Here is a 15047-nt window from a genome sequence, read left to right on the forward strand (position 1 = left end):
TGGGTCAGCCATAGAGGTGCGAGCCGCGGAGCAACCAGTCACTCCACAGGAACAGTCGCTCGTCGCGGCGTCTGCTGCGATGAGAGGACAGTCGCTGTGCCCAGAACGCCTCGTTGTAGCCGGATGAGTGCGTATGCGCGGGCAGCAGGTCGTCGCGGAACCAGGCGCCGACCGGAACGCCGAAGCCCTGCTTGCGCCGCGCAAGGATCTCCCCAGGCAGCAGCGGTGCCACGGCGCGCTTGAGGAGCCACTTCGTGGTCCCCTGGCGAAGCTTAACGTCGGCGGGAAGCCTGCGGACGAAGTCGACGAAGTCGATGTCGAGGAACGGAGCACGCACTTCCAGCGAATGCAGCATGCTGGAGCGGTCGACCTTCACCAGGATGTCGTCCTGGAGGTAAAGGTTGATGTAGAAGGCGATGGTCCGATCGATGTCGTTCGCCTCGGCGCAGCCCTCCCATAGCTCGATCGCCTCGCTGAACACGTCCTCCAGATCGACTGGCTTGCGGTGCAGCGCTTCCATCTCGGAAGGCGCGATGGGTGCCATCCAGACCGGAAGCCACAGGCGCGGATCGTGGTTCAATCCGCCCAAGGTCCGCTTGATCTTGAAATCCAGACTCATGTAGCCGTGCGAGACCGGCAGTCTGCCGGCCAGCATCGAGATGGCCTTGTGGATCGGGCGCGGAACCATTCGTTCGTAGAGGCGTGCGTAGCGCAATGCCTTGAACGGGTCATAGCCCGCGAACAGTTCGTCGGCGCCGTCTCCGCCCAGCGCGACCGTGACGTGGCGACGGGCGTGCTGGCACAGCAGGTAGGTTGGCAGGATCGACGCATCCGCTACAGGCTCGTCGAATCGCGACAACACATCCGGAAGGATGTCGAGGGCGCGCTGGATCGACAGGCGTTCGACGTGGTGCTCGGCGCCCAGATGGCTCGCCACCATCCGCGCATAGGCGGTTTCGTCGAAGCTGGCTTCCTCGAATCCGATCGAGAACGTCTTGAGCCGGTCGCGTCCCAGTTTCCGTATCGCCAATGCCGACACGGCCGATGAATCGATGCCACCGGAGAGGAAACTGCCCACCGGCACATCGGCCACGAGCCGACGATCGACCGCCGCGCCGAGTTTCGCGAGCAGTTCTTCCGCCCAGCGATCCTCGATCCCGGCGGGCCGCTCCTGGAAGGGCTCGGGCTGGTATTCCCAATAGCGCTGCGTGCGCGTCGAAAGCGTGTCGAGGTCGACACGCATCCAGTGGCCGCCCGGCAGCTTGTTGACTCCCTCGATGAACGTGAGGGGAGCGGGCACGAAGCCGTACGCGTAATACTTGCGCAAGGCTCGTTCCGACAGCGCGGCAGGCACTTCCGGATGCGCACGCAACGAGATGAGCTCGGAGGAGAACGCGAAGCTGTTGCTGCCTGCGTGATAGAACAGCGGCTTCTTGCCGAAACGGTCGCGCGAAAGGATCAGTTCCTTGCGCTCGCGGTCCAGCAACGCGAAGGCCCACATGCCGTTGAGTTTCTCGAACATCGCCTCGCGCCAATGGCGCCAGGCATGCAGGAGCACTTCGGTGTCCGAGTGATCGGTCTGGAAAACCGCGCCCAGACGCTCCAGCTCGATGCGCAGCTCGTGAAAATTGTAGATCTCGCCGTTGAACACGATGGAGATGGCCCCATCGGTCGTGCTCATCGGCTGCACGCCGCCCGCGATATCCAGAATGGACAGGCGCCGGTGGCCGAGAAACACCGCGTTCGCGGCATCGACGAGGAAGCCGTCCGCGTCCGGACCGCGATGGGCGATCCGGTCCGTCATCCGCTTCAGCGTGGACCCATCGCCACGGCCGATGAATCCTGCGATTCCGCACACCGTCAGCTCTCCAGGCCGGGCAGCCCGGACTGGACGATGCGTCCGATGCGGTAGACCGGCTTCGCCTGGGACTCGTGGTACGTGCGGTTGAGCATCTCGGCCAGCAGGCCCATCAGGATGCTCAGGATCCCGATAGCGAACAGCATCACCGTCAGGGTCGGCAGCGGGGTCTGGATCAGAGAAATGCCGTCGAACAGCTTCAGCCACAGTGCCCACAGGAACACGAGCGCCGCGACGCCGAACGAAGCAAGCCCGAAGCCGCCGAAGATGTAGATGGGCTTGCCCGAATACTTGAAGAGGAACTTCACCACAAGCAGGTCCAGCACGACCTTGACGATGCGTTCCAGACCGTACTTGGATTCACCGTGGATACGCGGATGGTGGGTGACCTCGATCTCGGTCACGCGCGCGCCGTTCCAGGCGGCGTAGATGGGCACGAAGCGATGCATCTCGCCATACAGCTTCACGCCGTCGAGCACGTTGCGGCGGTATGCCTTTAGCGAGCAGCCATAGTCGTGCAAATGCACGCCGGAAACGTGCGAGATGAGGTCGTTGGCGATACGGCTGGGCAGGTTGCGCTTGATCGCCGCATCCTTGCGGTCCTTGCGCCAGCCGGAAACGACCTCGTATCCCTCATCGAGCTTCGACAGCAGCTTGCCGATGTCGGCGGGATCGTTCTGCAGGTCGCCATCCATGGGGATGACGATTTCGCCCCGGGCGTGATCCAGACCGGCCATCAGGGCGGCCGTCTGGCCGAAGTTCCGGCTCAGGTGGATCACGCGCACACGCGAGTCCGCAGAGGCGACCTCGTCCAGGCGCTCGGTGGAGCGATCCTTGCTGCCGTCGTTGACGAGGATGAGTTCCCAACTGTGCTTCAGCGCATCGAGCGCGTCGCGTGTCCGCTGGTACAGCAGCGGAATGTTGTCTTCCTCGTTGTAGATCGGGATCGTGACGGACAGGTAAGGGGCGTCGCTGGCCCGCGAGGGGGAGATGGCTGCATCCATGTTCATCGATTCGTAAGGCCCATGCGGGGGCTCGCCGCCGCAGCTTGCGGTGGCGTAGCCGGTCATCCGGTGTGAAACAGCAAATTAAAGCATGTGCGTGGCCGAAACCAGCACGCAAAGCACCCGGTCGCGCTCATTGCGCCGGGCGGGGTACTCGTGGGTCGCGCCTTGCGGGACCGGTGGTGGTGCATGGACGCGGCAGGCGGGGGGGCGACCCCGCCCGCCGTGGATTCAGAAGCCCGGTCCGGGGACGTCAGAGCGCCCTTTCCAGCTCCGGCAACAGCGTGAACAGATCCCCCACCAGCCCGATGTCCGCGATCTCGAAGATCGGCGCATCGCCGTCCTTGTTGATCGCCACGATCGTGCCGGCGTCCTTGATGCCGGTCAGGTGCTGGATCGCGCCGGAGATGCCGACGGCGACGTAGAGCTCGGGGGCGATGATCTTGCCGGTCTGGCCGACCTGCAGTTCGTTGGGCACGTAACCCGCGTCGACCGCGGCGCGCGAGGCGCCCACGGCCGCGCCGAGCTTGTCGGCCAGCGCGTAGATCACCTTGAAGTTCTCCGCCGAACCGACGCCGCGGCCGCCGGAGACGACGCGCTTGGCGCTCTGCAGGTCCGGGCGATCGGACTTGCCGGCCGCGAGGCCCACGAAGCGCGTGTGTGAGGGCACGGCGGCGTCGACGGAGACGGCTTCGACCGCCGCGCTGCCACCCTTGGCGGCCTCCGGCCACGACGCCGTACGCACGGTGGCGACGACGGTCTGACCGGACGGTGCTTCAACGGTGATGATTGCGTTGCCGGCGTAGATCGGGCGCTTGAAGGTGTGGCTGCCTTCCACCGCCATCACGTCCGACACCTGCGACACGCCCAGCAGCGCGGCGACGCACGGCATCAGATCCTTGCCGAAGGTGGTGCTCGGGCCGAAGACGTGGCTGTAACCGGCGGCGAGCTTGGCCACCTGCGGCGCCAGCACCTGAGCGATCGCGTTGGCGTTCGCGTCGTTGGCGACCGTCAGGACCTTGCCGACGCCGGCGATCTGCGCGGCCTCGGCTGCGATGGCGGCCGGATCGGCAGCCAGCACGACGATGTCGATGGAGTCGGGCTTCAGCGCCTGCGCGGCGGAAACGCACTTGGCGGTGGAGGCGTTGAGCTTGCCGTCCAGGTGTTCGGCGACGATGAGTACCTTGCTCATTACAGCAGCCCCTTCTGCTTGAGTGCGGCGACCAGTTCGGCCGCGTCCTTCACCATCACGCCCTTGCTGCGCTTGCCCGGCGCGGCGTAGTGCGTGGTCTTCAGGCCTTCGCCGGCGTCGACGCCGAGATCGGCGAAGGGCACGGTTTCCAGCGGCTTGCTCTTGGCCTTCATGATGTCGGGCAGCTTGATGAAGCGCGGCTCGTTCAGGCGCAGGTCGGTGGTGACCACCGCCGGCAGGTCGACTTCGAGCGTCTCCAGGCCGGCGTCCACTTCGCGCGTCACCGTGGCCTTGCCATCGGCGACCTCCAGCTTCGAGGCGAACGTGGCCTGCGGGCGGCCCCACAGCGTCGCGAGCATCTGGCCGGTCTGGTTGGCGTCGTCGTCGATGGCCTGCTTGCCCAGGATCACCAGGTCCGGCTGCTCCTTCTCGATCAACTTGAGCAGCGTGCGAGCGGCGGTCAGCGGCTGGATCGGCTGGTCGGACACGACGTGGATCGCGCGGTTGGCGCCCATGGCGAGGCCGTTGCGCAGATGGGCCTGGGCGTCGGCCGGAGCGATCGTGGCGACCACGACCTCGGTCGCGATGCCCTTGTCGCGCAGGCGCAGGGCCTCTTCCAGGGCGATTTCGTCGAACGGGTTGGCCGACAGCTTGACGCCGTCGGTGACCACGCCGGAGCCGTCCGGCTTGACCTGGATGCGGACGTTGTAGTCCACCACGCGCTTGTAGCCGACGAGGATCTTCATCGTGCGGGGATTCCTATGGTTGCGCGGCCGGAAGCGGGCCGAGAACCGCCGATTCTAGCCGAGGAGGCGCTCCCTACGCAGGCGGATGGTCTCGAGCCGCGGGCCCTCGCGGACGCTGCGGGGGCCGCAATCCGTTCATCTGGAGAACCGGCCGGTCGCGCGATTCGGCTGGGACACCCCGATCCGTTACCCTTCAGCGCGCTCGTTCCCCCAAAGGCGGAGTCCCAATGCTTCATCCGGTCATTCTCAGCGGCGGCAGCGGCACGCGCCTGTGGCCCCTGTCGCGGCAGAACCAGCCCAAGCAGTTCCTGGCGCTGGTGGGCGACCACTCGCTGTACCAGGAGACCGTGCTGCGGGCGAGCAAGCTGCCCGGGGCGCAGCCGCCGATCACCGTCTGTGCCGACGACCACCGCTTCATGGTCGGCGAGCAACTGCAGGCCGTGGGCATCGCCAGCGGCGGCATCCTGCTCGAGCCGGCGGCGCGCAGCACCGCCCCGGCCATCGCGATCGCCGCGCTGCATGCGCTCGCACGCGACGCCGACGCCACGCTGCTGGTCATGCCGGCCGACCACCTCATCGAGGACGAGGCCGCCTTCCGCGCCGCGGTCGAGGCCGCAACGGGGCTGGCCCACGATGGCTGGCTGGTCACCTTCGGCATCCGGCCCGATTACGCCGAAACCGGCTACGGCTACATCCTGCGCGGCGATGCGCTGGGCGAGGGCGGCTTCCGTGTCGAGCGCTTCGTCGAGAAGCCCGACAAGGCCACCGCCGAGCGCTACGTGGCCGAAGGCACCTACGCGTGGAACTCGGGCATGTTCCTGTTCGGCGCGCAGCGTTATCTCGATGAGCTGGCGCGTCACGCGCCGGCCATCCTCGATGCCGCGCGTGCGGCGATGGCAGCGGCGAAGGCCGACCTCGATTTCACCCGCGTCGATCGCGACGCCTTCGCCGCGAGCCCCAGCGATTCGATCGACTACGCCGTGATGGAAAAGACCGACCGCGCCGCCGTGGTGCCGGTGAGTTGCGGCTGGAGCGACATTGGTTCGTGGTCGTCGCTGTGGTCGGTCGCGCAGCGGGACGGCGAGGGCAATCGCTACGAAGGCGACGTGATCGCGGTCGACACGCGCGACAGCCTCGTGCGCGCATCGGAACGCCGCATGATCGCGACGATCGGCGTGGAGGATCTGGTCATCGTCGACACGCCCGACGCCACGCTGGTCGCGCGCAAGGACCGCGTGCAGGACGTGAAGGCCGTCGTCGACAAGTTGAAGTCGGCGGGGCGGCAGGAGCACCTGTTCCACCGCAAGGTCTACCGCCCGTGGGGCAGTTACGACTCCATCGGCGTGGGCGAACGTTTCCAGGTCAAGCGCATCGTCGTGAAGCCCGGCGCCGCCCTGAGCCTGCAGAAGCATTCGCATCGCGCCGAGCATTGGGTCGTGGTGTCCGGCGTCGCGGAGGTCACCTGCGACGACCGCGTGTTCGACCTGCACGAGAACGAAAGCACCTACATTCCGCTGGGCAGCGTGCATCGCCTGCGCAACCGCGGCACCGAGCCGGTGGAGCTGATCGAAGTGCAGTCGGGCAGTTATCTGGGCGAAGACGACATCGTCCGGCTCGAGGACGTTTACGGGCGTTCCTGATCGAGATTCGCTGGATTGAAACGCCCCCGATCAAGGGGGCGTCTTCTTTTGCAGCGATCAGAGAGGCTCGTGTATGAGTGTCTTCCCCAGCAATGCCGCGAACCGGTCCGCGCTGCCCGGCGCGTGTGCGAAGAACAGCGACGGCTCGCACAGCTCCAGCTCGAGCAGGCACGGCCCGCCAGCGTCGTCGCGGATGAGGTCCACGCGTGCGTACAGGAGCGGCTCGTCGAGCTGCAACGCCTCGCGCGCGGCCGCCATCACGCGATCGGCGAGCGCGAGTTCATCCTGCGACGGCACGCGCGGCGCGATGGATTCGGCGGCGAAGAGATGGTTCGTCGGGCCTTCGTCGGGGCGCAGCAGCGGGCCCTTGCGGATCGCGTGGCTGAACTCGCCGGCGAAGAACATCAACGCGGTTTCGCCGTGTTCGTCCACCGACGAAAGATACGGCTGCAGCATCGCACTGCGATCGGCATCGAGCAGGCGCGCGAGGTGGTTCGCGGCCGCGAATTCCTGCGAACGCGCGTAACGCTGCGCGTCCTTCGATCCCGCGCCCACGCTCGGCTTCACCACGAATTCCGCCGCCTTCGGATGCAAGGCCAGGAACGCCTGCAGCGTCGGCAGGGGCTCCATGTCCGGTTCGACGAACGCCGTCGGCACGATCGGCACGCCGCGCGCTGCGAGCTCGGCGAGGTAGTGCTTGTCGGTGTTCCATCGCACGACGGGCAGCGGGTTGATCAGGCGCGTCTGCGCCGACACGCGCTCGCTCCAGTCCAGGAACTCGCGCAGGCGCGGCACGTAGTCCCATGGCGAACGGAGGATCGCCGCGTCGAAGCGGCTCCAGCCCACCGTTGCATCGTCCCAGGCGCGGACCTGCACGGCGAATCCCGCGCGCGCGCAGGCGTCCAGCAGCGGCGTCAGGTCGTCGTCGACACCAGCGGCGGCGATAGCGGTCACGAGGGCGATCCGGGTCATGGCCGGAGTCTAGACGCTGCCGCCCCGGCGTCGCGATGTCCCAGCCGGACGGACGTCGCCGTTTCGCGCATCCGACCTGTCCGAACGTACGGTGGGGGACGTGCCCGCGGCCACGGTAAACTCCGGGGCATTGCGCAGAACCGAACGGAGTCCGACGTGGCCGCGACGCAGAACGGCAAGAACAAGCTTTTCCCAAGTGCGAAGGCGGCGCTCGACGGCATCGTCGCCGATGGGCAGACGCTCGCCGTTGGCGGCTTCGGGCTGTGCGGCATTCCCGAAGCGCTGATCGGCGCGCTGCGCGACAGCGGCGTGAAGGGCCTGACGGCGATTTCCAACAACGCCGGCGTCGACGGTTTCGGCCTGGGTCTGCTGCTGGAAACGCGACAGATTCGGAAGATGATTTCGTCGTACGTCGGCGAGAACAAGGAATTCGAGCGCCAGTTCCTCTCCGGCGAACTTGAGCTCGAATTCAATCCCCAGGGCACGCTCGCCGAGCGCCTGCGCGCGGGAGGTGCGGGCATCCCGGCGTTCTTCACGCGTACCGGCTACGGCACGGTCGTGGCCGAAGGCAAGGAAACGCGCGAGTTCGACGGCCACCACTACGTGATGGAAACCGCGCTGAAGGCCGATGTGTCGCTCGTGAAGGCGTGGAAGGCCGACAAGGCTGGCAACCTCGTCTTCCGCAAGACCGCGCGCAACTTCAACCCGGCGTGCGCGATGGCGGGCGCGATATGCGTGGCCGAAGTGGAAGAGCTGGTCGAGATCGGCCAGATTGATCCCGACCACGTGCACCTTCCGGGCATCTACGTCGACCGCATCGTCGTCAATGCGACGCCCGAGAAGCGCATCGAACAGCGCACCGTGCGCGCCTGACCCACACGCATACAGGACATCGAACCATGGCTTGGACCCGCGACCAGATGGCGCAGCGCGCCGCGCAGGAACTCACCGACGGCGCCTACGTCAACCTCGGCATCGGCTTGCCCACGCTGGTGGCCAATTTCATTCCCGATGGCGTGGACGTGTGGCTGCAGAGCGAGAACGGCCTGCTCGGCATCGGCCCGTTCCCGACCGAGGCCGAAGTCGACGCCGACCTCATCAACGCCGGCAAGCAGACCGTCACCGCACGCCCCGGCGCCAGCTATTTCGGCAGCCACGATTCGTTCGCGATGATCCGCGCCGGCCACATCGACCTGGCGATCCTCGGCGCGATGCAGGTCACCGAGAAGGGCGACCTCGCCAACTGGATGGTGCCCGGCAAGATGGTCAAGGGCATGGGCGGCGCGATGGATCTGGTCGCGGGCGTGAAGCGCGTGGTCGTGCTGATGGAGCACACCGCGAAGAACGGTGAGCACAAGATCCTGGCTGAATGCACGCTGCCGCTGACCGGCGTGGGCGTGGTGAACCGCATCATCACCGACCTCGCGGTGCTCGATGTCGCCGCCGACGGCCTGAAGCTGGTCGAACTCGCGCCGGACGTCACCGAGGACGAGCTGCGCGAGAAGACGGGCGTGGTGTTCTCGCGGGCTGGCTGAGACCTGGAGCGTCAGCCGCGCCTGGCGAACGGGTACGGCTGCGACGCCGGAGGTTCAGGCTCGCCGCAGACGGAAGCGGCGGTACGCACGCCGTAACCCGCGTCTCGCGCGGCGAGCGCGAAAACGCGCTCGATCGCGTGCGCGAACGTGCCATCCACCTGGCCTGCCTCCGCTTCGAACTCCCAGTCGTCCAGGTGCGCGTCGAGCACCGGGCGTAGCGCTTCCAGGCGCGCCCAGAACATGCTTCCGGAAACGAAGTCGTCCGACTCCACCCGTGGCGCGCCGATGCCGAGGCGGGCGGTCAGGTAGCGCACGTTGCTTTCGTTGGCGCCCCAGTAATAGCCAAGAGGCTGCACATGGCCTTCGGGCGCAACCACGCCAAGGCTCGGATCATCGTGATAGGCGCGAACGATGCCTTCGACGCGCGGCGGTGAAAGCAGGTGCCCGATCAGTTGGTTTCGCCAGGCGTCGCCGTCCTGCCGATGGGGCGACTTCTTGGTGTGCAGCTTCAGCACGAGCTCCGTGCCCTCGTCGAGCAGGCGATTAGCGACACGCAGGAAGGGCAGGATGTCGCGACCGCGGTTCTCGTGCGCCTCGATTTCCGCGTCGATGCCTCGCTTGTCCAGGATGGCGCGGATCTGCGCGACCTTGTCCGGTGGCGTGGTGATGATGACGCGGAAGCGATGACCGCCTGAGACGAGGACTTCCAGGATTTCCTCCAGCACGTCCGGGTACCAGGCATGGATCACCAGGCAGGGACGCGTGGCCGCAATGGCAGACCCAGGCGCGGCCGAGAGCATCAACGCATCGCGCGTGGCCTGCAGCCAGGCATGACCGAGGCGCGCATCGGGTTCGAGTACGGCGCCTTCGGCCCACTCGTTCCACGCGTTGACGAACACCAGCCGGTCCGATGCCGCGCGGCCCGCCAAGCGGCGCTCGATGGTGTCGCGCAGCCAGTCGCGGTATCTCCGCGGCGCGGCGTGCAGGTAGGTGCGTCCGGCACCCGAGCGACGCGCCTCGTTGTCCCAGCCGCAGTTGACGCCGGGGAACAGGCGGTAGTCCGGAAGCGGGCGCCGGCGGTAATCGTCGGCCAGTTCGCGCCAGTCCAGGACCTGGCCGCGGTAACCGGGATTCACGAGCGACTGGTCGGCAGTGACGTTGGTCGGCGTCGCCAGGTTCGGCGGGAATTCGACGGCGGCGTCGAAGCCGTAGTCCGCCGGATCGGCGCGATCGAAACTCTGCGTGTAGGCGATGTGGATCTCGCCGATGCCGTGCTCGCGGCACCACGTCCGCCAGCGCGCCGCGGTGGCACGCGGCTCGGGAAGCAGGCCAGGGCGATACACCAGCAGCAGCGGCCTACCATCGACGCGCAGGTAGCGGCGATCGCGCAGGTACGGTGCGATGTGCGCGATGAACGCGAGGTCGTCTTCGGCGCTGTGCTGCTGGCCGATGAGGATGTCGTCTGCGCGGCCGTCCCAGCGGCGCGACCAGTTCTCGTTGGCCCAGCACAGGCAGAACGGAAGATCGATCGACTCATCGCCCAGCCACTGCTGGAGCGGCGCTTCCAGCAGGGTCTTGCCGCCGAACCAGTAGTAGTAGAAGCAGAACGCGCCGATGCCGTACTCGCGGGCGAGCGTTGCCTGCTCGCGCATCACCTGCGGGTTGCGCAGGTCGTAGAAGCCTAAGTCGCCGGGCAGTCGTGGCTGCACGTGACCTTCGAACTGCGGAAGCGCGCGCGACACGTTGCGCCACTCGGTGAAGCCCGATCCCCACCACGCATCGTTCTCGGGGATCGCGTGGAACTGCGGCAGGTAGAACGCCACGAGCGTGGCCGGCAAGGGCGAGGGCAGGGCAGCCGGTCGGCGAGGCAGCCAGCCGATCGCCGGAACATCGGCGCGCACCCGCGCGCGCCGTTCGCCTGTCGCGTCGCCCTGCTTCCCGCGAGGGCCCTGCGGCAGCGTGTCCGCAAAACGCTCCAGGTACGACTGCCGCAGGCGGTCGCGCATGCGTTCGGGCATGGGCGTGATGCGGAACGCGGCACGCAGGCTGTTGAACAGCAAGGTGCGCAGGCCCTCGTTCAGGCGCGACGTCATGCGGCGGTCACAGGTTCTGGTAATTCGGCCCCGAGCCGCCTTCCGGCGTCACCCAGTCGATGATCTCGTAGGGATCCTTGATGTCGCAGGTCTTGCAGTGCACGCAGTTGGCGGCGTTGATCTGCAGTCGCTTGCCAGCCTCGTCCTGCACGATCTCGTACACCGCCGCCGGGCAGAAGCGCGTGCACGGGTTGTCGTATTCCTCCGCGCAGCGCGTGACGCAGATGGACGTGTCGCGCACCTTCAGGTGCACGGGCTGGTCCTCGTCGTGTTCGGTCGCGGCGTAATAGACGCCCTGCAGGCGGTCGCGCGGCGCGAGCTTGCGTTCAATGTAGTCGCGCTTCGGGCTTTCGTGCTCGCCGACCTTGTCCAGCGAGCACCAGTCGGCCTTGTTCTTCAGCGTCCACGGCGAAAGGCCGCCGGTGACGGTTTCCCATGCCGAATTGAGGATGCCGAACCACAGGCCGCGCTTGAAGCCGGGCTTGAAGTTACGCACCTTCTTCAGCTCGGCCATGATGTTCGAACCGCGCAGCTTCGCGTCGAAACCCTGCGGCGACAGCTGCGAAGCGACGAGATGTTCGGCCGCGAGCATGCCCGAACGGATCGCCTGGTGCGTGCCCTTGATCTTCGGCACGTTGAGCAGGCCGGCGGTGTCGCCGATCAGCAGCGCGCCTGGCATTTCAAGCTTGGGCAGCGACTGGTAACCACCGGTGACGATCGCGCGCGCGCCGGCCGACAGGATGGTGCCGCCTTCCAGCAGCGGCTCGAACAGCGGATGGTTCTTCCATTGCTGGAAGGCTTCCCACGGCTTGTATTCCGGATCCTTGTAATCCAGGCCGCTGACATAACCCAGCGCGATGCGGCCCTTGTCCAGGTGGTACAGGAATCCGCCGCCGTAGACCTCGTTGTCCGCCGGCCAGCCGAAGCTGTGCACGATCTTGCCGGGCGTCACGCGGTCTTCCGGCACCTGCCACAGTTCCTTGATGCCGATCGAATAGCCCTGCGGATCGCTGTCGGCATCGAGCTTGAACTGCTTGATCAGGCGCTTGGTCAGGTGGCCGCGCGCGCCCTCGGCGAGCACGGTGACCTTCGCGCGGATGTCGATGCCCGGCGTGTAACCCGGCTTGTGCGATCCATCCTTCGCAATGCCCATGTCGCCGATGCGCACGCCGACCACGGCACCGCTTTCGTCATGCAGCGTTTCGGCCGCGGCGAAGCCGGGATAGATCTCCACGCCCAGCGCTTCGGCCTGCGGCGCGAGCCACGCGCACATCGCGCCGAGGCTGACGATGAAATTGCCTTCGTTGTGCATGCCGGGCGGAATCGGCAGCCGGCGGTGGCCCTTGTGCGTCAGCAGCCAGAATTCGTCGTGTTTGGCCGGCACGCAGATCGGCGGCGGGTTGTCGCGCCAGTTCGGCAGCAGGGCGTCCAGCGGTTCGGGTTCGATCACCGCACCCGAGAGGATGTGCGCGCCGATCGTCGAAGCCTTCTCGATCACGCACACCGACAGCTCCGGGTTGAGCTGCTTGAGGCGGATGGCGAACGACAGCCCGGCCGGACCGGCACCGACGGTGACGACGTCGTACTCCATCACGTCGCGTTCGACGGCGTTCGGATCGGGTTGGTTCATGGGGCACTCCAAGACGGGCTGGCGTACAGCGGCTGGCGGATTGCGGGGACAGCAGAGGGTGGATTGTCGCGGGTTTGCGCGGTTGGCGCCAAGTTTCGCCGGGAAAACCCGGCGGCGGGCGCGATACGCCGTGCTAGCGTTGGGTATGGTTCTCGACGTGATCCCGCTGCCCGACGCGCAGCTGCAGTTCGATCCGCACTGGCTCGGCCCGCTGGAGGCCGATGCGTTGCTGGATGGGCTACACCGCGATGTCCCCTGGGAAACACACCGCATCCGCATTTTCGGCCGCGAGGTCGATTCGCCGCGGCTGAGCTGCTGGATCGGCGATCCCGACGCGCGTTACCGCTATTCGGGCACGCTGTTCGAGCCCCATCCCTGGCCCGATGCACTGGTTCCGGTGCGCGAACGCCTGGCGCGCACGCTCGACGTTGCGTTCAACAGCGTGCTGGCGAACCTCTACCGCGACGGCACCGACGCGATGGGCTGGCACAGCGATGCCGAGCCCGAACTCGGCCCGGCGCCGGTGATCGCGTCCATCAGCCTGGGCGCCACGCGCCGCTTCGCGCTGAAGCATCGCGACGATCCTGCGCGCAAGCTCACGCTGGAACTTCCGCACGGCAGCCTGCTGGTGATGTCCGGCGCGACGCAGCGCCACTATCGCCACGCATTGCCGCGCACGACGCGGCCGATCGGTCCGCGCATCAACCTCACATTCCGCCGGATCGTCACGCCGTCGAGTTGACAACGCGCGCAACAGTTACCGCGTCGCAGGCAGCGTACGGCGATAGGCCTCGCCGCTGGTGAGCGTCCAGCCCGCGATGTCGCCACCGATCTTCGACAGCGACTGCTCGAACGCGCGCGCGACATCGGGCACCGCCGCGCTCCCGGCCGGCGTCGCCTGCAGGAACACGCGCGACGCGGCGACCTTCTGCTGCGGCACGTGAAGCAGCTTGGCACTGACTTCGATCGTCGCCGACGGGACGGCACCGCCCGCGTAGTCCGACTCGAAGCGGCGCACTTCGAAGAAGAGCTTGTATTCGCCCGCCACGCCGGTGCCCTGGCGCGCGACGCCGCCGATGCGGCCGGAGTCTTCAAGTGCGCGCAACACCGTGTCGACGAGCATGTCCGACGGCGGGCGCGCCCATTGCGCGCCGCGGTAGACCTGCAGTTCGCCGGGCGTGGGCCGCACCGCGATGCGCAGGCTGTCGACGATGCGCGCCGCCGCCGGCGGGGCGATCACCAGCTGCCAGTCGACCTTCGGCCACGAAGCGTCCGCCTTCACTGCGGGTTCCGGCGCGAAGATCGTGGTGGGATCCTTGGGCTTGTCGCTCAGGATCGAGCAGCCGGCCAGCGCCAGCAGCAGGCCGGATGCGAGCGCGATGCGCGCGTGGCGGGCGAGGGTCGAAGCGATCGTCGTCATGTCGGCGCGCGTGGTCATTCGGGTTTGAATTCCGCGGGGTCGAACTGCTTGGGACCGTCGCGACCCAGGAGGTAGCGCGTCGGGTTGCCGTCGAGGCGGTCGCTGATGCGGCGCAGGTCGCGCACCAGCCCGCGCAACTCGGCCAGCGTCGGGCCGAGCTGCGCAAGGCCGTCGTTGGCGAAGCTGTTGATCGCGGCGCGGTTGTCGGTGAGCAGGCCGTTGGCGTTGTTGGCCGCCGAATCCAGCCGCGTGAGCGTGCTGTCGAGCTTGGCGATCAGGCCCGGCAGCTTCGCCACGAGTTCACGGTCGACGCTCTGCACCGCGCGGTTGGTGTTGTCGAGCGTGGACGACAGCTGCTCGCTGGACTTGCGCGCGTTGATGATCAGCGCGCGCAGGTCCTCGCGCTGGTCGGCGATGGACGCGGTCATCGATTCGATGTTCGACAACGTGTTCGACACGCGCCGAACGTTCTCGTCGCTCAGCACCTGGTCCATCCGCGCGACCAGGCGGTTCGCCGTATCGGCGATGTTCTGCAGGGCCGAGGCTTCGGTCTGGATCACCGGCACTTCGCGGTGGTCGGTGTCGGCCAGCAGCGGGCTGCGCGGATCGCCGCCGGTGAGCTGGATGAAGGGACTGCCGGTGATGCCCTGGATCGACAGCTTCGCGCGCGTGTCGGTCTTGATCGGCGCGTTCGCCTGCAGGCGCAGGATCGCGATCACACGGCGCGGGTCGTCCGGCGCCAGGCTCAGGTTCTGCACGGTGCCCACGGAAATGCCGTTGTATTGCACCGAGCTGCCTTCGGTCAGGCCCGTCACCGGCTCGGTGAACAGCACCGCGTAGGTGCGCCATTCCTTCTCGGACGAATACTTCGCCGCCCACAGTGCGAACAGCAGCAACAGCAACGTCACCAGGATGGTGAAGGCGCCGATGAGGACGTAATTGGCCCGGGTTTCCATG

13 protein-coding genes are annotated in these 15047 nt (G+C 67.1%); 4 read left to right on the top strand and 9 right to left on the bottom strand.

Annotated elements, in window-relative coordinates; all coding sequences use genetic code 11:
* Positions 1 to 4 precede the first annotated feature (4 nt).
* The 4 genes from asnB to GOY17_RS03510 form a co-directional block, all read right to left on the bottom strand.
* The gene (gene asnB, locus GOY17_RS03495; protein ID WP_157029348.1) at positions 5 to 1858 is read right to left on the bottom strand and encodes an asparagine synthase (glutamine-hydrolyzing); all 1854 of its coding nucleotides are present in this window, start codon (positions 1856 to 1858) and stop codon (positions 5 to 7) included.
* Between the two features lie 2 nt (positions 1859 to 1860).
* On the bottom strand, positions 1861 to 2862 hold the full coding sequence (locus tag GOY17_RS03500; RefSeq protein ID WP_157029349.1) for a glycosyltransferase family 2 protein: 1002 nt from the start codon (positions 2860 to 2862) through the stop codon (positions 1861 to 1863).
* 253 nt (positions 2863 to 3115) lie between these two features.
* Positions 3116 to 4054 carry an electron transfer flavoprotein subunit alpha/FixB family protein gene (locus GOY17_RS03505; RefSeq protein ID WP_157029350.1) on the bottom strand — a complete coding sequence of 313 codons (939 nt, stop codon included), beginning with the start codon at positions 4052 to 4054 and terminating at the stop codon, positions 3116 to 3118.
* Entirely contained in the window at positions 4054 to 4800 is a 747-nt protein-coding gene (locus GOY17_RS03510) for an electron transfer flavoprotein subunit beta/FixA family protein (protein WP_157029351.1), read from the bottom strand. The genes GOY17_RS03505 and GOY17_RS03510 overlap by 1 nt, the downstream gene beginning before the upstream one ends.
* Before the next feature lie 227 nt (positions 4801 to 5027).
* Between GOY17_RS03510 and GOY17_RS03515 the strand changes: the two genes are divergently transcribed.
* Entirely contained in the window at positions 5028 to 6440 is a 1413-nt protein-coding gene (locus GOY17_RS03515) for a mannose-1-phosphate guanylyltransferase/mannose-6-phosphate isomerase (protein WP_157029352.1), read from the top strand.
* A 57-nt stretch (positions 6441 to 6497) separates the two neighbouring features.
* Here the strand turns inward: GOY17_RS03515 and GOY17_RS03520 are convergent, their stop codons facing one another.
* Entirely contained in the window at positions 6498 to 7412 is a 915-nt protein-coding gene (locus GOY17_RS03520; RefSeq protein WP_157029353.1) for a D-cycloserine synthetase, read from the bottom strand.
* A 156-nt stretch (positions 7413 to 7568) separates the two neighbouring features.
* On the opposite strand from GOY17_RS03520, the gene GOY17_RS03525 reads away from it, so the two are divergent.
* The gene (locus tag GOY17_RS03525; RefSeq protein ID WP_157029354.1) at positions 7569 to 8285 is read left to right on the top strand and encodes a CoA transferase subunit A; all 717 of its coding nucleotides are present in this window, start codon (positions 7569 to 7571) and stop codon (positions 8283 to 8285) included.
* A 26-nt stretch (positions 8286 to 8311) separates the two neighbouring features.
* On the top strand, positions 8312 to 8947 hold the full coding sequence (locus GOY17_RS03530; RefSeq protein ID WP_157029355.1) for a CoA transferase subunit B: 636 nt from the start codon (positions 8312 to 8314) through the stop codon (positions 8945 to 8947).
* 11 nt (positions 8948 to 8958) lie between these two features.
* On the opposite strand, the gene GOY17_RS03535 is transcribed toward GOY17_RS03530, so the two are convergent.
* Together GOY17_RS03535 and GOY17_RS03540 are read right to left on the bottom strand one after the other, a co-directional pair.
* On the bottom strand, positions 8959 to 11040 hold the full coding sequence (locus GOY17_RS03535) for a glycoside hydrolase family 99-like domain-containing protein (RefSeq protein ID WP_157029356.1): 2082 nt from the start codon (positions 11038 to 11040) through the stop codon (positions 8959 to 8961).
* Positions 11041 to 11047: 7 nt separating this feature from the next.
* A complete protein-coding gene (locus GOY17_RS03540) occupies positions 11048 to 12670 on the bottom strand; it encodes an electron transfer flavoprotein-ubiquinone oxidoreductase (protein WP_157029357.1) in 1623 nt (540 codons plus the stop codon).
* Positions 12671 to 12815: 145 nt separating this feature from the next.
* Here GOY17_RS03540 and GOY17_RS03545 point away from each other — a divergent pair, with 145 nt between their 5' ends.
* Positions 12816 to 13412, top strand: coding sequence for an alpha-ketoglutarate-dependent dioxygenase AlkB family protein (locus tag GOY17_RS03545; RefSeq protein ID WP_157031586.1), 597 nt, complete (start codon positions 12816 to 12818; stop codon positions 13410 to 13412).
* A 15-nt stretch (positions 13413 to 13427) separates the two neighbouring features.
* Here GOY17_RS03545 and GOY17_RS03550 read toward each other — a convergent pair whose 3' ends face one another.
* On the bottom strand, positions 13428 to 14090 hold the full coding sequence (locus GOY17_RS03550; protein WP_157031587.1) for an ABC-type transport auxiliary lipoprotein family protein: 663 nt from the start codon (positions 14088 to 14090) through the stop codon (positions 13428 to 13430).
* Between the two features lie 14 nt (positions 14091 to 14104).
* Complete coding sequence (locus GOY17_RS03555; protein ID WP_115841358.1) at positions 14105 to 15046, bottom strand: MlaD family protein; 942 nt, start codon at positions 15044 to 15046, stop codon at positions 14105 to 14107.
* Between the last annotated feature and the right edge of the window lies 1 nt (position 15047).

Source organism: Lysobacter soli (genome assembly GCF_009755585.1).
Classification (GTDB): domain Bacteria; phylum Pseudomonadota; class Gammaproteobacteria; order Xanthomonadales; family Xanthomonadaceae; genus Lysobacter_J; species Lysobacter_J soli.

Excerpts from the sequence above, each read along its gene's own strand:
- GOY17_RS03535 (WP_157029356.1), bottom strand. The coding sequence starts at position 11,040 with ATGACGTCGCGCCTGAACGAGGGCCTGCGCACCTTGCTGTTCAACAGC.
- GOY17_RS03520 (WP_157029353.1), bottom strand. The coding sequence starts at position 7,412 with ATGACCCGGATCGCCCTCGTGACCGCTATCGCCGCCGCTGGTGTCGAC.
- GOY17_RS03545 (WP_157031586.1), top strand. The coding sequence starts at position 12,816 with ATGGTTCTCGACGTGATCCCGCTGCCCGACGCGCAGCTGCAGTTCGAT.
- GOY17_RS03555 (WP_115841358.1), bottom strand. The coding sequence starts at position 15,046 with ATGGAAACCCGGGCCAATTACGTCCTCATCGGCGCCTTCACCATCCTG.
- GOY17_RS03530 (WP_157029355.1), top strand. The coding sequence starts at position 8,312 with ATGGCTTGGACCCGCGACCAGATGGCGCAGCGCGCCGCGCAGGAACTC.
- GOY17_RS03540 (WP_157029357.1), bottom strand. The coding sequence starts at position 12,670 with ATGAACCAACCCGATCCGAACGCCGTCGAACGCGACGTGATGGAGTAC.
- GOY17_RS03500 (WP_157029349.1), bottom strand. The coding sequence starts at position 2,862 with ATGGATGCAGCCATCTCCCCCTCGCGGGCCAGCGACGCCCCTTACCTG.
- GOY17_RS03505 (WP_157029350.1), bottom strand. The coding sequence starts at position 4,054 with ATGAGCAAGGTACTCATCGTCGCCGAACACCTGGACGGCAAGCTCAAC.
- GOY17_RS03515 (WP_157029352.1), top strand. The coding sequence starts at position 5,028 with ATGCTTCATCCGGTCATTCTCAGCGGCGGCAGCGGCACGCGCCTGTGG.
- GOY17_RS03510 (WP_157029351.1), bottom strand. The coding sequence starts at position 4,800 with ATGAAGATCCTCGTCGGCTACAAGCGCGTGGTGGACTACAACGTCCGC.
- GOY17_RS03550 (WP_157031587.1), bottom strand. The coding sequence starts at position 14,090 with ATGACGACGATCGCTTCGACCCTCGCCCGCCACGCGCGCATCGCGCTC.